The organism is Caulobacter sp. AP07 (assembly GCF_000281955.1).
In the GTDB taxonomy this organism is placed as follows: domain Bacteria; phylum Pseudomonadota; class Alphaproteobacteria; order Caulobacterales; family Caulobacteraceae; genus Caulobacter.
In genome coordinates this window covers 1-20931 of the sequence record NZ_AKKF01000166.1, presented here as the reverse complement: position 1 = coordinate 20931, position 20931 = coordinate 1, and the positions used below count along the sequence as shown (strand labels likewise).

Genomic DNA, 20931 nt, shown 5'->3' with positions numbered 1-20931 from the left:
GGGAGAGGGTTAGAACAGGCGACCACCCTCTCGAGAGACACGAGGCGCTGCCATGGCCACGGAACCCGCTCAGCTACGCGGCGAATGCTACTGCCGCGCGGTGGCCTATGAGGTCGCGGACGCCTTCGAATACGCCCTGAACTGCCATTGCTCGGGCTGCAGGCGGGCCACGGGCTCGGCGTTCAAGCCCTTCGCCGGGATCGCGGCCGGCCGGCTCTCGATCGTCCGCGGACAGGACCGGATGATGCGATACGGCGACGGCGCGAGCCATGACGCCCACTGCGGCGTCTGCGGCTCGCTGCTCTATTCGCGGGTGCGCGACGGCGCCTATGTCCACGTCACCCTGGGCACGTTGAACGATACGCCGACGATCCGACCCACCGCGCACATCTTCGTCGGCTCGAAAGCCCCCTGGCACATCATCTCCGACGGTCTCCCGCAGTTCGCCGAGCTGCCCCCGGATTGAGGACCGCCCCCTACCGCCCGTACCCCGTCATCGACATCGGCCGATCCTTGGCCCCCGTCGCCCAGGTCTTGTTCGGCGTCGCGCTCATCGTGAACACCAGCTCGCCGCCGGCCCGGATCTCGGCGTCGCGGACGAAGCCGCGGGTCAGGGGTCTGCCGTTCAGGGTGATCGCCCCGACATAGGGCCGCGCGTCCGACAGCCCTTGCGCCTTCACCGTGAAGCGCTTGCCGTTCGGCAGGTTCAGCACCGCCCGCTCCAGGAACGGCCGGCCGATGACATATTCGTTCGAGCCCGGGGCCACGGGATAGAAACCCAGCGCCGTGAACACCAGCCAGGCCGACATCTGGCCCAGGTCGTCGTTGCCGGCCAGGCCGTCCGGGGTGGGCTTGTACTGGCTGCCGACGATCTGGGTCAGCCGCGCCTGGGTGCGCCAGGGCTGGCCGGCATAGACGTACATGTAGGCCACGTGGTGGCTGGGCTCGTTGCCGTGGATGTACTGGCCGATCAGGCCGGCGATGTCCTCGGCGTGGGAATAGTCGAGCTTGGAATTGTCGAAGTCGAACATGGCGTCCAGCTTGCGGACGGTCGCCGCGTCGCCGCCCATCGCCCCCACCAGCCCGCCCAGGTCCTGCGGCGCGAACCACGAATATTGCCAGGCGTTGCCCTCGGTGTAGTCGCTGCCGTAGTTGATCGCCGTCGGGTCGAAGGGCGTGCGGAAGGTCCCGTCGCTCTTGCGGGCCCGCAGAAAGCCGGTCTTCGCATCGAAGCTGTTGCGCCAGTTCCCGGCCCGCTTCTCGAAGGTCGCCGCGACGTCGTCCCGGCCCATGGCCTTGGCCATGCGGGCGATGGTCCAGTCGTCATAGGCGTATTCGACGGTCTTGGAGGCCGCCTCCGGCTCCTTGTCGATCGGCACATAGCCCAGGGTCATGTAGTCGCCGAGGCCGCCATAGGGGGCGTAGGTGGCGCTCTTGACCATGGCGTCCAGCGCCGCCGTCTCGTCGAAGCCCCGGACGCCCTTGAGGTAGGCGTCGGCGATCACCGGCACGGCGTGGTAGCCGATCATCGTCCAGGTCTCCTGGCCGTGGAACTGCCAGACCGGCAGGATCCCGTAGGGGCTCTCCTGTTGCGAGGCGATCAGCGAATTGACGATGTCGCTGTTGCGCTTTTCCGGCTGGACCAGGGTCAGCAGCGGGTGCTCGGCGCGGAAGGTGTCCCACAGCGAGAAGGTCGAGTGGAAGGTGAAGTCCTTGGCGGTGTGCACTTCGTTGTCGGGCCCGCGATAGCGGCCGTCGACGTCGGAGAACACGCTGGGGGCCAGCAGGGTGTGGTAGAGCGCGGTGTAGACCGTCTTGCGCATCGGGGCCGGGGCGTCGATCTCGACCGCGCCCAGGGCCTGCTCCCAGGCGGTCTTCGAGCGGGCCCGCAGGCCGTCGAAGTCGAAGCCCGGCTCGTCGCTGGCCAGGTTGAGGACGGCGTTGTCCTCGCTGACCGACGACAGCGCCACCTTGGCCACCAGCGGCCCGTCGATCACGCCGAAGTCGAACACCCCGACCAGGGCCCGGCCCTCCATCTGGGCGCGGTCGAAGGCCGTGCGGCCGGGCTGGGCGAAGCCCTTGTAGGGGACGGCGTCTTCCTTGTTGTACAGCGCCTTGCCGACCATCGGCCGGTCGAAGCGGAGGGCGAAATACAGCTGGCGGCCGGGGGCCCAGCCGCGGGTCTCGCGCATGCCGGTGACCGTGCCGTCCGGCGCGACGCGGATGCGCGACCAGCTGACCTTGCCCGGGTAATTGTAGATCGAGGTGCGCAGGTCCAGCAGCACCTGGGCCCGCGCGCCCTGGGCGTAGGCGTAGCGGTGCATGCCGGTGCGAAGGCCGGCGGTCAGCTCGGCCCGCACTTGGCTGTCGGTCAGGGTCACGGCGTAGTAGCCGGGCTGGGCCACCTCGCCGTCGTGGCTGAACCGCGAGCGGTAGCCGGAGCCCGGCTTGTCGGCCTCGCCGGGCTCCAGTTTCGCCTCGCCGCTGACCGGGGCCAGCAGGATGTCGCCGAGGTCGGAATGGCCCGAGCCGGAGAAGTGGGTGTGCGAGAAGCCGAGGATGGTCGGGTCGTCGCGGCGATAGCCGGCGGCCCGGGCGTAGCTCTGCTTGAACGGCAGGATGTCGGTGTCGGGCGACAGCTGCACCATGCCGAACGGGGCCACGGCCCCGGGGAAGGTGTGGCCATCGCCGCCGGTGCCGATGAAGGGGTCGACGGCGTCGTAGGCCGTGGTCTGGGCCGAGGCGGGAGAGACGGCCAGCGACGCGATCGCGGCCAGCACCAGTCCAAGACGCATGGGATTCTCCTCCGACTTTGGCGGAGCCTAGCGGGGGAAGGGGCCGGGCGTCATCCGATTTAGGAAGGTTGGTTTCTTAAAGCTCGACGCACCGCCCGCCGAGCATCGACGCTCTTGAACCCTCTCCCATGGGGAGAGGGAGGGGCCCATTGCGGAGCAATGGGAGGGTGAGGGGGTGGTGAGTCCGACGGCGCGCCGGCAGGGCGTTCGCGTGAAATCGGTGAGGGCGTAATCCCTCACCCTCCCACGCTTTCAGCGCGGGCCCCTCCCTCTCCCGCTGGGAGAGGGTTCAAGAGAGCGCCCCTTCCCCATCCGCCCGCCCACGGCGAGGCCGCGCCTTAAAACCTTGATGGCGAGCCTGCTCTGGCGTCTGGCCGTGTCAAGGACCGCCTCCGGCGGCCGCGCCGCGGCGGCGCGACGCGCCGTCCTTGACACGGCCAGACGCCAGAGCTCCGATCCACCAAGGCTTTAAGGCGTGGCCGCATCCGAGGCGGATGGGTAGTCCGACAAGCTGACATTCCGAATCCGCTAAGGGCGGGAGCATCGACATACGGTTCGCTGCCCGTTAGTGGATCGATAGGCTTGCCTCTGGTTGAGCATCCCGGCATTGATGCCTTTATGCAAGAACAGTCCGCCGCAACCTCAGTTCGCGCTTTTACATCCTATTCCTGGTCCTCGCCGACACATGAGGCGTGGGTGATCCAGTTGGCATCCCGCCTACGTGAGGATGGCGTCGATGTAATCCTAGACAAATGGGACCTCAAACCCGGTCACGACTCCTACCAGTTCATGGAGTCTATGGTGACCGACAAAACGGTCACCAAAGTCATGATGGTCTGCGACAAGACCTACGTTGAAAAGGCCAATAGCCGTTCGGGCGGTGTTGGAACTGAAAGCCAAATCATTTCGCCTGAGCTCTACGGGAAGGGAGCCCAGGACAAATTTGCGGCGCTCATGACCGATGAGGACGATGAGGGCAACGCCCACGTTCCGGTCTTCTATAAAGGACGAATCTATTTCGACTTCCGCTCCGCCGATAAATTTGAAGATAGCTATGAACAGTTGTTACGCTGGCTAGTCGATCGACCGCAGCACTTAAAACCGAAGCTCGGCGCTGTGCCTGAGTCGATCTTGAACGTCACGCCAATTGCCACGGCCACTCAGTCTCGGGCACGGCGGGCCATGGAAGCAGTACGGCTTGGATCCAATAGCGCCGCTGGGCTTATCCGCGAATATGGGCAAGCGCTCTACTCGGAAATGCGCGCGTTGGCCCCACATGCGTCAGAGGACGAACCACTTGATGAGACGATTGTCCAAGCGATCGCAGCGATGCGTCCTTATCTTCATCAATGGGCGGAACTAGTCGGCTCGGCTGTTAGGTTCGGAGAGGATGCGCGAGTCTGGGACCGTATTTTAGCTGTGAACGAGCAGCTCGGGACCTTGATGTATCGAGACCCTGAAATAACGCGATGGAATACCCATCAGTTCGACGCATTCAAGGTGATTGCGCATGACGCCTTTCTCATCACGATTGCATTGGCTCTGGAGGAAGAGCGGTTCGATCTCGTAGAATCAGCACTCAGAAAATCCTACCTGGTTCAGGAGTATGAAGGCGGCGGGAATCGCCCAGCAACCACCGATTTCTCCGTGTTCCGCCAGTACGCTCAATCTTTGCACCATCGAAACCAACGCCTAAAACTGAATCGACTCAGCGTCGATGCCGATTTGCTCAAGGAAGCTTACCCTAAAGGAAGCATCCCCAGCTTTGAGGCATTGATGCAAGCCGATCTTGTGCTTTTCCTTCGCTCAACGGGACAAGCTACTACCAATAATTGGTACCCTTACTCTCTGGTCTATGCGACCGACCGCTTTGCGCCATTTCCGATTTTCGCACGCGCAGAATCATCAGCGTATTTTATGCGTTTAGCACCAGCACTTAGCGTCTCAAACGTGGAGACGTTGAAGGAGCGTGTGGCCGCGCTCAGCACAAGCCATTCTCAAATGTTCGGCTCTTGGGGGTTACCTCTCAACTATCTGGCGAACGTCGCGCATCTCGGCGTCGTTCCATAGGTCGGTTATACCCCCAGCCCCGCTAACACCCCCTCCACCCTTTCCCCATTCCCCCCACGCCCCAAAGCGCCTAGGTAAGCCTCACTCTGAGCATATCCGGGATCGGATGAAGCGATGGACGACGCGGGCATGGGCTTGCAGGCGACGATGACGGCGATGGGGCAGGCGGCTCGGCAAGGGGCGCAGGCCCTGCGCGTGGCCACGCCAGACCAGCGCACCGCCGCCCTCACCGCCATGGCCGCCGCCATCCGCGCCGACGCCGCCCTGATCCTGGCCGCCAACGCCCGCGACCTGGACAAGGCCGGGGCCGGCGGCCTGACCGCGCCGATGGTCGAGCGGCTGATGCTGAACGCCGAACGCCTGGAAGGCGTCGCCGCCGGCGTCGAGGCCGTGGCCGCCATCCCCGACCCGATCGGCGTCGAGACCGCCCGCTGGACCCGACCCAACGGCCTGGACATCGCCCGGGTCCGCACCCCGATCGGCGTCATCGCCATGATCTTCGAGAGCCGGCCCAACGTCACCGCCGACGCGGCGGCGCTGTGCGTGCGCTCGGGCAATGCGGTGATCCTGCGCGGCGGCTCGGAGTGCATCCATTCCAACCTCGCCATCCACGCCGCCATCGCCAAGGGCCTGAAGGCCGCCGGGATCTCGACCGACGCCGTGCAGATCGTCCGGACCCCGGACCGCGACGCGGTCGGCGCCATCCTCTCGGGCCTGGACCGCACGATCGACCTGATCATCCCCCGGGGCGGCAAGAGCCTGGTCGCGCGGGTCCAGCAGGAGGCGCGGGTCGCGGTGCTGGGACACCTGGAAGGCCTCAACCACGTCTTCGTCCACGCCGCCGCCGACCCGAAGAAGGCCGTCGAGGTCGTGCTGAACGCCAAGATGCGGCGGGTGTCGGTCTGCGGCTCGGCCGAGACCCTGCTGGTCGATCGCGCGGGGGCCAAGGCCCTGCTGCCGCCGATCGCCGACGCCCTGATCAAGGCCGGCTGCGAGCTGCGCGGCGACGCCCTGGCCCTGTCGATCGAACCGACCATGAAGCCCGCCGTCGAGGCCGACTGGACCACCGAATACCTGGCCCCGATCATTTCGGTGGCCGTGGTCGACGGCGTCGAGGGCGCGGCCGCCCATATCGCCGCCTACGGCTCGGGCCACACCGACGCCATCCTCACCGAGGACACGGCGGCGGCCGAGCGGTTCATCGCCCTGGTCGACAGCGCCATCGTGCTGGTCAACGCCTCGACCCAGTTCGCCGACGGCGGCGAGTTCGGCTTCGGGGCCGAGATCGGCATCGCCACCGACAAACTCCATGCCCGCGGCCCGGTCGGGGCCGAGCAACTGACGACGTTCAAGTATGTGGTTCGCGGGACCGGCCAGACTCGTCCCTGAAGCTGGCAGACCCGCCGCGCAACGCCTGGGCTTCCATCTGGAACCGGGCATGCGCGTGGGCCTGTTCGGCGGCAGCTTCAACCCGGCGCACGAGGGCCACGCCCACGTGGCCGAAACCGCCCTGCGCCGGCTGGAGCTGGACCGGGTGATCTGGCTGGTCTCGCCGCAGAACCCGCTGAAGTCGGCGCACGAGACCCGGCCCCTGGCCGAGCGGATCGCGCAGGCCCGGCGCTGGGCGCGCGGCAGCGGCATGATCGTCTCCGACGCCGAGACGCGGCTGGGCTCGCAATACACCATCGACACCCTGCGGGTGCTGAAGGCCCGCTATCCGGGGGTCAAGTTCGTCTGGGTGATGGGGGCCGACAGCCTGGCCACCTTCCACCGCTGGCGCGGCTGGACCCAGATCATGCGCGAGGTGCCGGTGGCGGTGATCTCGCGGCCGTGGGCGGCGCTGAAGGCCCGCACCTCGCCCGCCGCCCGCCGCTTCGCCTGGGCCCGCTGGCCGGCCAGCGCCGCCTCGATCCTGGCCGACGCCACCGCCCCGGCCTGGGTCTACCTGACCGGCCCGCTGAACTTCGCCTCGTCGACGGCGCTGCGCGGGCGGCAGACGAAGGTTTAGGTCCCTCTCCCCTTGCGGGAGAGGGTGGCCCCGCGAAGCGGGGTCGGGTGAGGGGTCGAAGACCAGAAACGCCGCAATTGGCGAACGACCGGTCGCGGCGTTCTGCGTCGGCGCGACCCCTCATCCGTCAGCTTCGCTGACACCTTCTCCCGCAAGGGGAGAAGGATTTGGAACCCCCAAATCCCCCGCGACGACGTTCCCCCTCATCATTTCGACTCATCCATGCTATGGGAGCTATTGCGCGAACCCATCAAGGAGCATTTCCGCTGCGTAGCGACCCCGCGCCAAGTGCGCACGAGGGGACGGCTTCCCCCGTCACCTCTTCGGACCAGGGCACCGCCCTGGACACAAGCATCAAGGCGCTGGAGCGCCTGATCCTCACTCGCCTGGACGACGACAAGGCCCAGGACGTGGTCTACATCGACCTGAAGGACAAGAGTTCGGTGGCCGACAGCCTGATCGTGGCGTCGGGCCGTTCGCACCGTCACGTCGGGGCCCTGGCCGACCACATCATCCGCGCTCTGAAAGAGCAGGGCTTCGGCAAGGCCCGGGTCGAGGGCCTGCCGCATTGCGACTGGGTGCTGATCGACGCCGGCGACGTGGTGGTCCACCTGTTCCGCCCGGAAGTCCGCTCGTTCTACAACATCGAGAAGATCTGGGCCGTCGACGCGCCGCATCGGATGGCGTCGAACTAATCCGCTTCGTCATCCCCCGGCTCGTCCGGGGGACCCAAGCCGCGCCCTGCTTGGACGTGCGATGAAGATCACCCTCCTCACCGTCGGAAAGCTCGGCCGCATGGTCGAGGCGCAGCTGGCCGTGGACTATGCGTCCCGGGCCACGGCGTCCGGCCGCGCCCTGGCGCTGGGCCCGGTCGAGATCGTCGAGGTCGAAGCCAGGAAGCCGGGCAAGGCCGCCGAGGCCGAGGTGCTGCGCCCGCACCTGGAGGGCGCCCATGTCATCGCCTGCGACGAGCACGGCAAGGTGCGGCCCAGCCGGGCCTTCGCCGAGCATGTCGGCCGGCTGCGCGACGACGGGACCCGGCGGGTGGTGTTCCTGATCGGCGGGGCCGACGGGCTGGACCCCTCGATCCTGGCCGCGGCCCACGAGACCATGGCCTTCGGGCCCCAGACCTGGCCGCACGCCCTGGCCCGGGCCATGCTGGCCGAGCAGGTCTATCGCGCCGTCACCATCCTGGCGGGCTCGCCCTATCACCGCGACTGAAACGGACGTTGTGGCGGCAAATCAATCGGGGCATTGATCGAAGCATGTCGCGCCGCGTCGCCCTGATCACCGCCAGCCTCCTGGCCGCCCTGCTGGGCGCCGGCGGCCTCGTCGCGGCCCAGATCGGCCAGCGGGCCCCCTCAAGCCAGAAAATGAAGGACCAGCAGGCCGCCGCCGACACCCGCCGCGAGATCGCCGACCTGCGCGGCGAACTGGACGCCCTGGGCCAGAAGCGCCTGGTGGCCGGCGACGACGTCGCCGCCAAGCGCGCCCGGCTCGAGGCCCTGCACCAGCGCGAATCGGCCCTGGTCGGCGAGCTGGGCCGCGATCGCGGGCAGCTGTCGCGCCTGCTCAGCGCCCTGCAGCTCTTCCGGCGCGATCCGCCGCCCGCCCTGCTGGTCAGCCCCGGCGACGCCCGCGACGCGGTGCGGGCCGCCATCCTGATCCGCGCCATGACCCCCGAGCTGCAGGCCCGCGCCGACGGCTACGCCCGCCAGGCCCGCGCCGTCTCGGCCCTGCGCCGCGAGGCCGCCGCCGCCTCGGAGGAGCTGTTCACCGCCGAGAGCCTGGTCGCCGACCGCAAAGGTGAGCTGGAGCGGATGATCGTCGAAAAGACCGCGCTGGAGCGCGCCTACGCTCAGGAGGCGATGACCGGAGACCAGGAGCAGCGCACCCTGGGCGCCCTGACCGACAGCCTGGCGCCCAGGCCGGTCACCGGGCCCTTGACGCTGCGGTCCCCGACCCCCGGCCCCTTCAGCCACCGGTTCGGCGAGGTCATGCCGGCCGGCGGGCGGGCGTCCGGGGTGTCGATCCGCACGGAAAAGGGTCACGTCGTCGCCAGTCCCGCCGCCGCGACGGTCGAATACGCCGGACCACTCAACGGTTGGGGTGTGGTCTTGATCCTGCGCGCCCAGGGCGCCTACCATCTGGTTCTGGCTGGAATGGACCAGGTTTCGGTCGCCCCCGGACAATCTGTCGCACCGGGTGCGACGGTTGGTCGGATGGCCGAGCATGGTTCTTCGGAGCCAGAGCTCTATTTTGAAGTCCGGGAGGACGGCGCTTCCGTCGATCCCGAGCGTTGGCTCAAGCAAGGGTCGCGATAAACGGCTTTTTCAGCGATGATGGCCGTCAAATGAACAAGGGTCCGCCGCAGTTAGGCGGTCAGATAAGTTTTAACGCGGCGCGGAAGCGCCGTCAGGGAGCCTTCCAGGCCACATGCGCAAGTACCTGCTCATCAGTGTTTCGGCTTTCGTCCTCGGCGCGGGGGCCATGGCCTATGTCAGCCCCATCGCCCAGGCGACCAGCTCGACCAAGACCCAGACCTACAAGATGCTCGAACTGTTCGGCGACGTGCTGCAGACGGTCGACACCCAGTACGTCTCCGAGGTCGACAACAAGAAGCTGATCGAGGCGGCGTTGGACGGCATGCTGACCAGCCTGGACCCGCATTCCGGCTACCTGTCGCCCGACAGCTTCGAGGACATGCAGGACACCACCCGCGGCGAGTACGGCGGCCTGGGCATCGAGGTGACCAGCGAGGACGGCGTCGTCAAGGTGATCTCGCCGATGGACGGCACCCCCGCCTCGCGGGCCGGCATCCAGGCCGGCGACTACATCACCGCGGTCAACGGCCAGTCGGTGCTGGGCCTGACGGTCAACGAGGCGGTCAAGCAGATGCGCGGCGCGGCCGGCGAGGCCGTCACCCTGACCATCGCCCGCGACAAGACCGACCCCTATGACGTCAAGCTGATCCGCGAGGTGATCAAGCCCAAGGCCGCCATCGCCCGCATGGAAGGCGACTACGGCTATGTCCGCCTGCCCGGCTTCAACGAGAAGGCCACCGACGCCCTGACCACGGCGATCACCGACCTGCGGACCAAGAACCCGCAGATGAAGGGCCTGATCTTCGACCTGCGCAACAACCCCGGCGGCCTGCTCGACCAGGCCGTGGGCGTCTCGGACGTGTTCCTGGACGGCGGCGAGGTGGTCAGCCAGCGCGGCCGCGACCCGCGCGACATCCAGCGCTACAACGCCAAGCCGGGCGACCTGCTGAACGGCCTGCCGGTGGTGGTGCTGATCAACCAGGGCTCGGCCTCGGCGGCCGAAATCGTCGCCGGCGCCCTGCAGGACCGCCACCGCGCCGAGCTGGTGGGCATCACCAGCTTCGGCAAGGGTTCGGTGCAGACCGTGATCCCGCTGCGCGGCGGGGCCGACGGGGCCCTGAAGCTGACCACGGCCCGCTACTTCACGCCGTCGGGCCGCTCGATCCAGAAGACCGGCATCGAGCCCGACCTGGAAGTGGCCCAGACCAAGGACCAGGCCCAGGACATCGCCAACCGCGTGTGGTTCAGCGAGGCCAGCTTCAAGAACGCCCTCAACGCCGACGAGGGCAAGACCCGCAAGGGCGTCCACACCCCGGCCGAGGCCCCGCCCTCGGGCTTCGACGAGAAGAAGGGCGACTTCCAGCTGGAACGCGCCATCGCGGTGCTGAAGGCCGGCTCGGTCGAGTCCGTGCCGAAACTGCCCAAGCCGCAAGCCAAGATCGCCGAGGTCACGGCCAAGGCGGCGGCCGCCGCCGGCAAGGCGCCGGTCGAGAAGAAGTAGGCCGCCCGCCAGGCGTCATCCCGCGAGCCTCGTCGAGGCCCGCGGGTTGAACCGCCACATAAGCATCCTATGATTGATCCGCGATCGCTCGAACGGCGTGCGTCCCGTTCGACGCCCGCCGGTGGCTGAGCGGTGCGGTCCGGCTGTCCGGCCAGGCCCGGATGCGTAAGCAATGGTGGGATGTAATCAATGGTCAAGTTTCTCGCGCACGACTATGCGGAGTCCTTCGTCGGCAGCCTGGGCGACGAAGTCAGCTATGAAAACGCGCCAGCCTACGTCGATCCGATCTCGGGCGCGCCCATGACCATCGACACCTACAACCATCTGGGAGGCGGTTCGACGGGGTGGGCGCTGGGCGACACCTACACGGGCATCGATCATTTCCGCCTGTCCAACCACGGCGGCGTCTTCGCCAGCTTCAGGACCCCCGGCGTCGCCAGCACCATCAACGAGATCTGGGTGACCGGCGGAGCCGGCAACGACGTTTTCTACTCGGGCGTCGAGACTACAGAGATTAATCACTTCGATGGCGGGGGCCGTCCCGAAAGCACGGCCCTGAACCCGCAGGGAAACACGCTATCCTACGCCTTCGCTTCGAGCGCCGTGACCTTCTCCGTCGATTCCTCGGCGCCCAAGACCGGCGCCGCCGCCTACGACACTTGGGTTGATATCCAGACCATTGAAGGCAGCGTCTATGGCGACACGCTCTACAGCATCGACGACGGCGTCGGCCACTTGCTGATCGGCGACCCTTCGGCGGGCTACCATCTCGGCAGCGCCACGGGGGCCGACACGCTCGTCGGCGCCACGACCCTTCTGCACATGATGCCCGACGGTTCCCTGCCCTACGACACCTTCATCCCCGAGGGCGGCGCCGACACCATCATCCTCGGCGCCCGGGGCAACTGGATCGACTACGAAAACGACCCGCACACCGGCGGCATCGTCGTCGACCTGCTGAACGCCAGCCTGAACACCGGCGACGCAGAGGGCGACACCTATAAGACGGTCGGCGGCGGCGCCATCACCAGCACGACCAACAACACCGTCGACGTGAGCCTCTCCGGCTCGAACTGGGGCGACAGCCTCTACGGGACCGACGGCAAGAACCACATTTTGGGAGACCCGCTGGCCGGCCTGAACTACAGCGCGGACGGCAACGACACGATCCACGGACGCGGGGGGGACGACATCCTCGACGGGATTGGCGGCGCCGACGCGCTGTACGGCGACGACGGCGCCGACCTCATCTATGGCGGTCTCGGCGCGGACGCCCTGTGGGGCGGGGCCGGGGCCGACACTTTCGCCTACCACAACACCCTCCTGGACTCGACCGCGAGCGGTTACGACATCATCCACGACTTCGACAGCGGCGTGGACCGCATCGACCTCTCCGCCGTGACCGCGATCACCAACGTCTCCCTGGTCAGCTCCGGAGGAGGGACCTTCCTCTTCTCGAACGCGGTCGGCGGCGACTATCTGCAAATCGGCTCGACGGCCCCGATCCAGGGCTCCAATCTCGTGCTCGGCGCCGGCGTGACCACCGTCAACATGGTGGGCGACGCGACGTTCAACGTCCTGGTCGCCAGCGCCCTCAACGACACCATCAAGGGCGGCGGCGCGGGCGACTGGCTGGCCGGGGGCGCGGGAACCGACCGCTTCATCTACGAGGCGGCCAGCGACAGCACCGTGGCCAATCCGGACTCGATCTTCGACTTCCAGCAGGGTGTCGAAAAACTCGACGTCTCGGCGCTGCACCTGGGCGCGTCGGACATCAACTGGCTGACTTCCAGCGGCTCGACCTACGTGTTCATCGACGTCAACCACGACACCGTCAACGACATGCTGATCCAGTTGAACGGCACCCCGTCGCTGTCGCTGGGCGACTTCCTGCTCTAGCGGCGCAAGGCCTCTCGCCGGGGGCGGAGCGGAAACGCCCGCGCCCGGCGAGAACATGTCTCCGCGCGTTCCGCCGCACCCCTCATTAACCATATATTCGGCGCTTGCCGGCTAGCGTCCGCCCATGGCCGTGTCGTTCTCCCGCAAGCCCGCCTATAGCGCCGCCGCGCCCGCACTGGGTCGTGGGGACGTCGGCGACCTGCGCGCCCGCGTGCTGGCGGCGGCGGCCAATCCCTATGTCGGGGCCAGCGCCGCGGCCTTGCTGTTCCTGCTCAGCCTGAGCGCCCTGATCCTGCTGACTGGCGACCCCAACAAGGGCTCGCCCCTGGTGCGGGTCGAGCTGACCAAGATCGGGGCCACCCGCAACGCTCCCGACGGCTGGCTGCAGGCCCTGACCGACGAAGCCGACCGCGAGGCCCCGCTGACCCCCGGCGCGCTGGACCTGTCGGCCCAGCCGTTCGCCGGCCCCGTGGACGAGGCCGCCCTCGCCCTGCCCGGCGAGATCGCCGCCCCGCCGCCGGCCGCTCAGGTCGGCGGCCCGCTGCCCCAGGCGCCCATCGCCGGCCTCTACGCCCCGGGCCCCGGCGGCGGCCCGCTGCCGGTGATCGCCCCCGACGGCCGCAACGCCGCCCAGGCCTATGCCCGGCCGTTCACCGCCGACGGCCGTCCGCGCGTCGCCCTGGTGATCGGCGGCCTGGGCCTGAACCCCCAGACCACCCGCGCCGCCATCGAGACCCTGCCGCCCGAGATCACCCTGTCGTTCGCGCCCTATGCCGAGGGCCTGCAAGGCTGGATCGACCTGGCCCGCGCCAACGGCCACGAGGTGCTGCTCGAGGCCCCGATGGAGCCGGTCGACTATCCGGCCAACGACCCGGGCCCCTACACCCTGATCACCGCCAACCGGCCGGAAGACACCGTGCGCAAGCTGGAGTGGCTGATGTCGCGCGCCACCGGCTATTTCGGCCTGACCAACTATCTGGGCTCGCGCTTCGTCACCAACGACCTGGCCATGAACACCTTCACCATGGCGCTGAAGTCGCGGGGGCTGGCCTTCATCGACGACGGCCAGGCGTCCTTGCGCGGCGGCCCGATCCCGCGCGCCTCGGCCGACCGGATCATCGACGACGAACTGTCGGCCGGCGCGATCGACGGCCAGCTGAAGATGCTGGAGGCCGGCGCCGCCGGGCGCGGCCAGGCCCTGGGCTCGGGCTTCGCCTATCCGGTGACCATCAGCCAGGTGCGGACCTGGGCCACGGGCCTGTCGGCCAGGGGCTTGCAGTTGGCGCCCGCCTCGTCCATGGCCAGGCGATGAGCGCCAGCCCAACCTCTCCACACCCTCAAGACAGCTACCCCGACTACCGTCCCAATGTCGGCGTCGTGCTGTTCCATCCGGACGGCCGCGTCTGGCTGGGCAAGCGCCACCGGCAGCCCCCGCCCTACAACTGGCAGTTCCCGCAAGGCGGGGTCGACGACGGCGAAGAGCTGCTCGACGCGGCCCGCCGCGAGCTGGCCGAAGAGACCGGCGTCACCTCGGCCGCCTATCTGGACCGCACCCCGGGCTGGCTGATCTACGACTTCCCCGCCGACTTCGCCGGCTCGAAGAAGGCGCGCGGATTCAAGGGCCAGAAGCAGGCGTGGTTCGCCTTCCGCTTCACCGGCGACGAGTCCGAGATCGATCTGGAGGCCCATGGCGAGGTCGAGTTCGACGCCTGGAAATGGGCCGTGCTCGACGAGACGCCCGAATTGATCGTACCCTTCAAACGCGTGGTGTACGAACAGGTCGTCTCCGCGTTCGGTGGGTACGCGCGCGGCGGGTAAAAACCGTGCCGCGGCTGGAGGGCAGGCGGCATGACCAAGACCATTCTGATGATCCACGGCTTCGGCGCCGCGGGCGATAGCTGGAAGCCCGTGGCGGCCAGCTTCACGGCCGCCGGCTACGCGGTCGAGACCCCGACCATCCAGGCCGCCCTGCGCACCGTGGGCCCGCCCCCGGCCGGCCTGGCCGGCAAGAGCCTGTCCGACTATGTCGCCGAGATGAGCGACCTGGCCCGGTCGATCGCCAGGCGCGACGGCTCCAGGCCGCTGGTGTTCGGCCACTCGATGGGCGGGATGATCGCCCAGAAGCTGGCCGAGGCCGGCCTGGCCTCGGGCATCGTGCTGTTCGCCCCCGCCTCGCCGGCCGACGCGCGCGGCAAACCCAAGCTCTCGCCGGTGTTCACCTTCCTCAACATCGCCGCCACCGCCAAGCCGGAGACCAAGGCGGTGAAGATCTGGAAGACCGGCTTCAAGTGGGGCGTGCTCAACCAGACCCCCGCCGCGCGCCACGACGCGATCTTCGCCACCACGGTGCACGATTCCGGCCGGGCCCTGTCGGACCTGGCCTATCCCGACCGCGACCCCAACAGGACGGTGCATGTCGACGCCGCCAAGGTCACCGTGCCGGTGCTGGTCCTGGCTGGGGCCCGCGACCGTACCACGCCGATCGAGGACGTCCGGCTGGTCGGCAAGAAGTACGCCGGGGCCGAGTTCCGGGAATATCCCAACAACGCCCACTGGCTGATCGACGAACCCGGCAGCGCCGAGATCCTGGCCGAGGTGAAGACCTGGCTGGACGCCAAGGGCCTGAGCGCCCAGGCGCCGGTGATCAAGGCCGCGCCGGCCGAAAAGCCCGAAGCTGCCAAGTCCGAAGCCGCCGAGCCGGCGGTCCCCGTGACCCCGGTCGCCGCGCCTGCCGCCGTTCCCGCCGCGAAGCCCGCCGCCAAGGCCAAGGCGGCGCCCAAGGCCAAGCCCGCGCCCGTGAAGGCCGCTCCGGCGGCGGTTCCGGCGGCCAAGGCTCCGGCGAAGGCCCCCGCTAAAACCGCCACCCCCGCCAAGGCCGCCGCGCCAGTCGCCAAGGCTCCAACGGCCGCGAAGCCCGTGACCAAGGCCAAGCCCGTCGCCAAGCCGGCCGCGAAGGCCGCGCCCGCGCCCAAGGCCCCCGCCGCCAAGGCCGCGACGCCGGCCCCGGCGACGGTGAAGACCCCAGCGAAGACCAAGCCGGCTGCTGCCGCCAAGGCCGCCCCCAAGGCCGCATCGGCGGCGAAGGTCGTGAAGGCCGCCCCCGCACCGGCTCCGGCCGCGGCGGCCAAGCCGAAGCCCGTCGCCAAGCCCGCAGCTGCTCCGGCCAAGACCGTCGCGCCCCAGGCGGCGGCCAAGCCCGTGGCAGTCGCCAAGTCGAAGGCCGCGCCCGCCGCCAAGGCCGCTCCGGCGGCCAAGGCGAAGCCCGCGCCGGTCGCCAAGGCCAAACCCGCCGCGACCGCCAAGCCTGTCGTCGCCAAGGCGCCGGCGCCCGCCAAAGCTCCGGCCAAGACCCCCACGACGAAGTCGACCGCCAAATCTTCCCCCGCGCCCAAGAAGAGCGTGTAGGCTGAAAGCGCGGCGTCTTCGCCGAGTCTGTTGGTGAGGCGTGCGTGGCGACTCCAGTGATCATGGTGCATGGCGCCTTCTGCGGCGGCTGGACCTTCGACGCCTTTCGGCGGCCCTTCGAGGCCGCCGGCCACGACGTCCAGACCCCCAACCTGATCGGCCACGGCGACGGCGCCCTGGTGGCCGGCCGCTCGATGGTCGACTACGCCAAGCAGATCGCCGCCCTGTGCGAGGCCTGCGACGAGCCGCCGATCCTGATCGGTCACTCGATGGGCGGGCTGGTGGCCCAGATGGCGGCGGCCCGCGCCCCGGTTTCGCGGCTGGTCCTGCTGGCCCCCTCGCCGCCCTGGGGCGTCAGCGGCTCGAGCCTGGAGGAGGCCGCCTCGGCGGTCAGCCTCTACGCCCTGGGCCCCTACTGGCTGCAGGCCGTCGCACCCGACTACGGGGTGGTGGAAAGCTACACCCTGGACCGCCTGCCGCGTGACCAGCGCAAGGCCCTCTACGCCCAGATGACCGCCGAAAGCGGCCGGGCGCTGTGGGAGACGCTGAACTGGTGGCTGGACCCGTTCATGACCACCGGCGCCGGCCCGACCGGCGTGCCGACCCTGGCCCTGGCCGGCGGCAAGGACGTCATCCATCCGCCCGCCACCGTCCGCCAGACCGCCGCGCGCCTGGGCGGAGCCTGCCAGGTGTTCCCGCAGATGAGCCACTGGCTGCCGGGCGAGCCGGGCTGGGAAGCGGTCGCCGAGGCCTGCCTGGACTTCATCGCCCAGGAGAACCGCGCGGCCGCCTGACCGCGCGATTCAACAATATCCGTGCATCGAAGGCGTGGCCGATCGCGCCGCGATTTGACGTGGATCGAATGTGGCCGCTTCACGGCCAGTTTCCGACATATACGCGGCGGGCCGATCAATTTTAGACAGTATTCGACGCGGTGTTGCTCAAAAATTAACCTTGGTGTCACTGAGCGAATAAAGGTTATCGCATTTCGGAACCTTGGATGATCGGAGGTGTTTCGGCGCTGAAGGGATTTCCATGCGCGCCAATACCAGTTCACTACAGCAACTCGGGGTCGAGGCGCGTTCATTCCGCGACGTGGCCGATAGCGACGACTGGGCGCCGCCCGCCGCGCCGCTCGACATGCCCGATCAGCCGCTGCACCGCGCCGCCGAACCCCGGCGCTTCGCCCACGCGCCCGGCCTGGGCCGGCGGCGGGCGGCGCTGGCGACCTTCTGCGCGCTCAGCACCGGCCTGGCCGTCTTCGCCGTGGCCTCGGCCATGGCCCGGGATGGACTGGTTCCCCTGGAGATCATCCATGTCGGCCTGATCCTGGTGCTGTTCGGCTGGATGGCCTTTTCCTTCGCCGCCTGCCTGGGCGGCCTGTGGCTGTCCGGCCAGGGACAGACCTGGGAGCGGACGGTGGCCCAAGGCCCCCTGCCCCGCCTGCACACCCGCACCGCCCTGCTGGCCCCGATCTACCACGAGGACTGCGGCCCGTTCTTCGCCCGGCTGGCGGCGATGCGGAGCGGGCTGGACGCCCTGGGCCTGACGCCGTTCTTCGACATCGTCGTGCTCAGCGACAGCCGCCGCGCGCCGGTGCTGGACGCCGAACGCCGGGGCTTCGCCGCGTTCCGGCGCGGCGGGTCCGGGCCTCGGACCTATTACCGCCACCGCCCCGAGAACATCGACCGCAAGGCCGGCAACATCGCCGACTGGGTCCGGGCCCACGGCGGGGCCTATGACCACATGGTGGTGCTGGACGCCGACAGCCTGATGGACGGCGAGACCCTGTGGCGGCTGGCGGCCGCCCTGCAGCGCGACCCGGCCCTGGGCCTGATCCAGACCGCCCCGACGATCATCGGCCGCCGTACGCTGTTTGGACGGCTGGAGCAGTTCGCCAACACCCTGTACGGCCCGCTGGCCGCCTGGGGCGTGGCCTGGTGGAGCGGGACCGACGGCAACTATTGGGGCCACAACGCCATCCTGCGGGTCGAGGCGTTCGCGCAGTCCAGCGGACTGCCACACCTAAGAGGAAAGAAACCCTTCGGCGGCCACATCATGAGCCACGACTTCGTCGAGGCCGCCTTCCTGCGGCGGGCCGGCTGGGGCGTGCGGCTGGTCCCGGCCCTGGGCGGCAGTTTCGAGGAAAGCCCGCCGACCCTGATCGACCACCTGGTCCGCGACCGCCGCTGGTGCCAGGGCAACCTGCAGCACCTGGGCGTCCTCGGCGCCCGGGGCCTGCACCCGGTCAGCCGCCTGCACCTGGCGCGCGGGGTGCTGTCCTACGCCCTCGCCCCGCTGTGGATCGCCCTGGTGGTCACCGGGGCCCTGCTGTCGGCCCCGAACCCGGGCGGCGGCGGCTATCCGCTGGCCGGGGCCGCGGTGCTGGCCGTCAGCCTGGCCTTCGTGCTGCTGCCCAAGCTGCTGTCCTACGCCCTGATGCTGCGCCAGGGGCGGGCCGAGGCGTTCGGCGGGGCCGGGCGGGCCCTGGCCAGCGTCGGGCTGGAGACCCTGGCCTCGACCCTGACCGCGCCGGTGATCATGGCCGCCCACAGCCGCGCCCTGCTGGCGGTGATCCTGGGCCGGGATTCCGGATGGGCCGCCCAGCAGCGCGACGAAGGCCGGCTGAGCGGGCGCACCGCCCTGGTGTTCCACGGGCCCGAGATGCTGGTCGGCGTGGCCCTGGCGGCGCTGGGTCCCGTCCTGGGCGCGGGCCTGTCGCCGTGGCTGGCGGTGGCGGCGACCAGCCTGGTCGCCGCCCCGTTCCTGGCCTGGTGGACGGCCAGCATCTCGCGCGGCCTGCGCCTGCGGGACGCCGGCCTGCTGCTGACGCCCGGCGAGACCGCCCCGGCTCAGTGGGCGACCGGGGTGAACAGCTTCAGGCCCAATATGCCCGAGACGATCAGCGCCAGGCAGACCAGCCGCGCCGCCGTGGCCGGCTCCTTGAACACCAGGATGCCGACGATGGCGGTGCCCACGGCCCCGATCCCGGTCCAGACCGCATAGGCGGTGCCCAGCGGCAGGGTTTTGATCGCCCAGCCCAGCAGGGCCATGCTCGCGAGCAGGCTGACGCCGGTCAGGATGGTGGGGACCGGACGGGTGAAGCCCTCGGTGTATTTGAGACCCACGGCCCAGCCGATTTCGAAAAGGCCGGCGACGGTGAGGATGATCCAGGCCATGACCTGCTCCCTAAACTAGAGCGGGGTCGTCCCCGGAAACACGAAAAGGCGCGGGGTCGTCCCCGCGCCTTCCCTAGATAGCGTCCATGAACCGGAGGGCAAGCCTCCGGGCCCGGTTTTAGCGGCTGGTGGTGCTGTAGAGCACGCGGGCCTGCTCGTAGTTCTTGCCGACCGAGGTGTCGTCCAGCTTCTTCAGGCGCATGTACACCAGGCCCGCATGGCCATCGGCCCAGGCGTCGTCCCACGAGACGGTGAAGCGCTTGAAGTCGCTGGCGATGGTCTGGTCGTTGCGGATCAGGCGCAGCTGCGGCTTGTTTTCCCAGGTCGCCCAGTCGTGCAGGGCGCTGGCCAGGGCCTGGGCCTGCTCGACGGTCTGGCCGTACTGGATGGTTACGGTGCAGACGTTCTTGTTGGAGCCGGGATTGTCGATGGCGATCGAGTAGGGCTTGCCGATATCCAGCACCCACTGCTCTTTCTTCTTCTTCATGCCCGCGCCCTTGGCCAGGGCGGGGAAGTCGCCGCCGACCACGGCCGGCTTGCAGACCTTGTCCAGCACGCTCAGCAGCTGCAGCGAGATCGGGTCGGTCGTCGGCGGCGGACGGACGGGCTCGACATAGGCCGGCTCCGTGCCGGCGGGCGGCGCGGCCACCGGGGGCGCGGCCTGGTCGGCGGGCGCGCCGCCGATCGGAGCCTGGGCCGGAGCCGCCGGCGTTTGCATCGGCGCGGCGGGAGCGGCCGTCGGAGCCGGAGCGGTCTGCTCCTGGGCGACGGCGGTGGAGACCGCGCCGAGGGCGATCAGGGTGGCGAGCGCAAAGCGCATTGTCGAGATATCCCCACTAGGCAAGAGGTCGGCATTAAAACCGACGAGCGATCCCTCGCAACCCTTATGGCGCCTGAATGAGGCGGAGATTGGGTCACAAGTGTAATTTTCTCGTCCCACGGGTGCGGCGTGACGCCTCAGGGGCGAAATCCGGGCGGTCACGGCTTGCTGGTGCTCAGCAGGAAATTGGCCGCGTTCGGGAAGTTGGCGACCACGACATACATCTTCAGCCCGGGATAGGCGGGCGAGACATAGGTCCCCTTCTGGATCAGCTGACTGTCCTCGGCGGTCTTCACGAAACCCGCGCCGACCGCGATGCCGGCATGGATCATGATGTTGCGCAGCAGGGTGGAGAAGGCGGCGGGATCGCCGGTGGCCGGCTGGGCGCCGTCGTAATAGCCGACCTGGCAGAAACCGTCCTGCGGCGCCTGGGCCAGGTAGAGCCGGGCGTTGGACGGCGACACCCAGACCTTGGTGGCCGGTCCCGACCACATCGCCTTGATCGAGGCCGGAGCCGGCTTCCACCCCAGCTTGGCGGCGGCGACGCCCACCGCCGCCGCGTTGGTCCCGGCCGGCAGGCAGACCTGCTTGAAGACATCGACGACCTCCTGGCGGTAGGTCGGGACGGCCTGGGCCGCGCTGGCGGCGAGCAGGGCCGCCGTAGTGAGGATGGTGGCCGCAATCCGCATCGCATTTCCCCCGGGCGCCGGAGCGGCGCGGGGCGGAGGTTAGACGCAATCGGCGAAAGGAAAACATCGTTATCCGAGATTTCCCCTCGTCCATACTGGAAGCGAACCCGGCGAGGGTCCGTTCGGGGCGGAAGGTGGACGTCTGAAGCGCCCGCTTCTGATGAAGGCCGCGCACACGGAACCCCTCTCTCTTTGAGAGAGGGAGGGGCCCGCCGCCGCAGGCGGTGGGAGGGTGAGAGGT

Annotated in this window: 17 protein-coding genes and 1 pseudogene; 14 read left to right on the top strand and 4 right to left on the bottom strand. The window is 68.9% G+C overall.

Features of this window, described 5'->3' with window-relative positions:
- Window positions 1–52: 52 nt before the first annotated feature.
- On the top strand, window positions 53–466 hold the full coding sequence (locus tag PMI01_RS14305) for a GFA family protein (RefSeq protein WP_007669922.1): 414 nt from the start codon (window positions 53–55) through the stop codon (window positions 464–466).
- A gap of 10 nt (window positions 467–476) precedes the next feature.
- Here the strand turns inward: PMI01_RS14305 and PMI01_RS14300 are convergent, their stop codons facing one another.
- A complete protein-coding gene (locus PMI01_RS14300; protein WP_007669917.1) occupies window positions 477–2795 on the bottom strand; it encodes a GH92 family glycosyl hydrolase in 2319 nt (772 codons plus the stop codon).
- A 582-nt stretch (window positions 2796–3377) separates the two neighbouring features.
- Between PMI01_RS14300 and PMI01_RS26475 the strand changes: the two genes are divergently transcribed.
- From PMI01_RS26475 to mdoH, 13 genes and pseudogenes are all read left to right on the top strand, one after another.
- Entirely contained in the window at window positions 3378–4865 is a 1488-nt protein-coding gene (locus PMI01_RS26475) for a toll/interleukin-1 receptor domain-containing protein (RefSeq protein ID WP_157223781.1), read from the top strand.
- Between the two features lie 114 nt (window positions 4866–4979).
- Window positions 4980–6254, top strand: a complete 1275-nt coding sequence (locus tag PMI01_RS14295; RefSeq protein ID WP_007669912.1) for a glutamate-5-semialdehyde dehydrogenase — start codon at window positions 4980–4982, stop codon at window positions 6252–6254.
- Window positions 6220–6873 carry a nicotinate-nucleotide adenylyltransferase gene (locus PMI01_RS14290; RefSeq protein ID WP_035036263.1) on the top strand — a complete coding sequence of 218 codons (654 nt, stop codon included), beginning with the start codon at window positions 6220–6222 and terminating at the stop codon, window positions 6871–6873. The genes PMI01_RS14295 and PMI01_RS14290 overlap by 35 nt, the downstream gene beginning before the upstream one ends.
- A 266-nt stretch (window positions 6874–7139) precedes the next feature.
- Window positions 7140–7568, top strand: coding sequence for a ribosome silencing factor (gene rsfS / locus PMI01_RS14285; protein ID WP_162136393.1), 429 nt, complete (start codon window positions 7140–7142; stop codon window positions 7566–7568).
- 61 nt (window positions 7569–7629) lie between these two features.
- Window positions 7630–8094 (top strand): 23S rRNA (pseudouridine(1915)-N(3))-methyltransferase RlmH, encoded by a 465-nt coding sequence (rlmH, locus tag PMI01_RS14280; RefSeq protein WP_007669907.1) that lies wholly within the window; start codon window positions 7630–7632, stop codon window positions 8092–8094.
- Between the two features lie 44 nt (window positions 8095–8138).
- Window positions 8139–9197 (top strand): murein hydrolase activator EnvC family protein, encoded by a 1059-nt coding sequence (locus PMI01_RS14275; protein ID WP_007669905.1) that lies wholly within the window; start codon window positions 8139–8141, stop codon window positions 9195–9197.
- Window positions 9198–9309: 112 nt separating this feature from the next.
- On the top strand, window positions 9310–10698 hold the full coding sequence (locus tag PMI01_RS14270; RefSeq protein ID WP_007669904.1) for a S41 family peptidase: 1389 nt from the start codon (window positions 9310–9312) through the stop codon (window positions 10696–10698).
- A 189-nt stretch (window positions 10699–10887) separates the two neighbouring features.
- Complete coding sequence (locus PMI01_RS14265; protein WP_007669900.1) at window positions 10888–12597, top strand: calcium-binding protein; 1710 nt, start codon at window positions 10888–10890, stop codon at window positions 12595–12597.
- Window positions 12598–12721: 124 nt separating this feature from the next.
- Complete coding sequence (locus PMI01_RS14260) at window positions 12722–13909, top strand: divergent polysaccharide deacetylase family protein (RefSeq protein WP_007669898.1); 1188 nt, start codon at window positions 12722–12724, stop codon at window positions 13907–13909.
- Window positions 13906–14415 (top strand): RNA pyrophosphohydrolase, encoded by a 510-nt coding sequence (locus PMI01_RS14255; RefSeq protein WP_007669896.1) that lies wholly within the window; start codon window positions 13906–13908, stop codon window positions 14413–14415. Before PMI01_RS14260 ends, PMI01_RS14255 begins: the two co-directional genes overlap by 4 nt.
- Window positions 14416–14445: 30 nt before the next feature.
- Window positions 14446–16002: an alpha/beta hydrolase gene (locus PMI01_RS14250; RefSeq protein WP_007669892.1), complete on the top strand. Its 1557-nt coding sequence runs from the start codon at window positions 14446–14448 to the stop codon at window positions 16000–16002.
- Window positions 16003–16046: 44 nt separating this feature from the next.
- Window positions 16047–16796 (top strand): alpha/beta fold hydrolase, encoded by a 750-nt coding sequence (locus tag PMI01_RS14245; RefSeq protein WP_007669889.1) that lies wholly within the window; start codon window positions 16047–16049, stop codon window positions 16794–16796.
- Between the two features lie 241 nt (window positions 16797–17037).
- Window positions 17038–18861, top strand: a pseudogene (mdoH, locus tag PMI01_RS14240) (glucans biosynthesis glucosyltransferase MdoH); the annotation flags it as partial.
- On the opposite strand, the gene sugE reads toward mdoH, so the two are convergent.
- The 3 genes from sugE to PMI01_RS14225 all read right to left on the bottom strand — a co-directional run bounded on the left by sugE (window position 18855) and on the right by PMI01_RS14225 (window position 20690).
- Window positions 18855–19181, bottom strand: coding sequence for a quaternary ammonium compound efflux SMR transporter SugE (gene sugE, locus PMI01_RS27905; protein WP_007669882.1), 327 nt, complete (start codon window positions 19179–19181; stop codon window positions 18855–18857). The pseudogene mdoH and the gene sugE overlap by 7 nt on opposite strands.
- A 118-nt stretch (window positions 19182–19299) precedes the next feature.
- Window positions 19300–20001, bottom strand: coding sequence for a hypothetical protein (locus tag PMI01_RS14230; protein WP_007669879.1), 702 nt, complete (start codon window positions 19999–20001; stop codon window positions 19300–19302).
- Window positions 20002–20159: 158 nt separating this feature from the next.
- On the bottom strand, window positions 20160–20690 hold the full coding sequence (locus PMI01_RS14225) for a hypothetical protein (RefSeq protein ID WP_007669875.1): 531 nt from the start codon (window positions 20688–20690) through the stop codon (window positions 20160–20162).
- Window positions 20691–20931 lie beyond the last annotated feature (241 nt).

Bases quoted from the DNA above. Each gene is read 5' to 3' on its own strand.
- PMI01_RS14250 (WP_007669892.1), top strand. From the start codon at position 14,446: ATGACCAAGACCATTCTGATGATCCACGGCTTCGGCGCCGCGGGCGAT.
- PMI01_RS14265 (WP_007669900.1), top strand. From the start codon at position 10,888: ATGGTCAAGTTTCTCGCGCACGACTATGCGGAGTCCTTCGTCGGCAGC.
- PMI01_RS14260 (WP_007669898.1), top strand. From the start codon at position 12,722: ATGGCCGTGTCGTTCTCCCGCAAGCCCGCCTATAGCGCCGCCGCGCCC.
- PMI01_RS14300 (WP_007669917.1), bottom strand. From the start codon at position 2,795: ATGCGTCTTGGACTGGTGCTGGCCGCGATCGCGTCGCTGGCCGTCTCT.
- PMI01_RS14275 (WP_007669905.1), top strand. From the start codon at position 8,139: ATGTCGCGCCGCGTCGCCCTGATCACCGCCAGCCTCCTGGCCGCCCTG.
- PMI01_RS14290 (WP_035036263.1), top strand. From the start codon at position 6,220: ATGTGGTTCGCGGGACCGGCCAGACTCGTCCCTGAAGCTGGCAGACCC.
- PMI01_RS14305 (WP_007669922.1), top strand. From the start codon at position 53: ATGGCCACGGAACCCGCTCAGCTACGCGGCGAATGCTACTGCCGCGCG.
- rlmH (WP_007669907.1), top strand. From the start codon at position 7,630: ATGAAGATCACCCTCCTCACCGTCGGAAAGCTCGGCCGCATGGTCGAG.
- PMI01_RS14255 (WP_007669896.1), top strand. From the start codon at position 13,906: ATGAGCGCCAGCCCAACCTCTCCACACCCTCAAGACAGCTACCCCGAC.
- PMI01_RS14225 (WP_007669875.1), bottom strand. From the start codon at position 20,690: ATGCGGATTGCGGCCACCATCCTCACTACGGCGGCCCTGCTCGCCGCC.
- PMI01_RS14295 (WP_007669912.1), top strand. From the start codon at position 4,980: ATGGACGACGCGGGCATGGGCTTGCAGGCGACGATGACGGCGATGGGG.
- PMI01_RS14270 (WP_007669904.1), top strand. From the start codon at position 9,310: ATGCGCAAGTACCTGCTCATCAGTGTTTCGGCTTTCGTCCTCGGCGCG.
- sugE (WP_007669882.1), bottom strand. From the start codon at position 19,181: ATGGCCTGGATCATCCTCACCGTCGCCGGCCTTTTCGAAATCGGCTGG.
- PMI01_RS14230 (WP_007669879.1), bottom strand. From the start codon at position 20,001: ATGCGCTTTGCGCTCGCCACCCTGATCGCCCTCGGCGCGGTCTCCACC.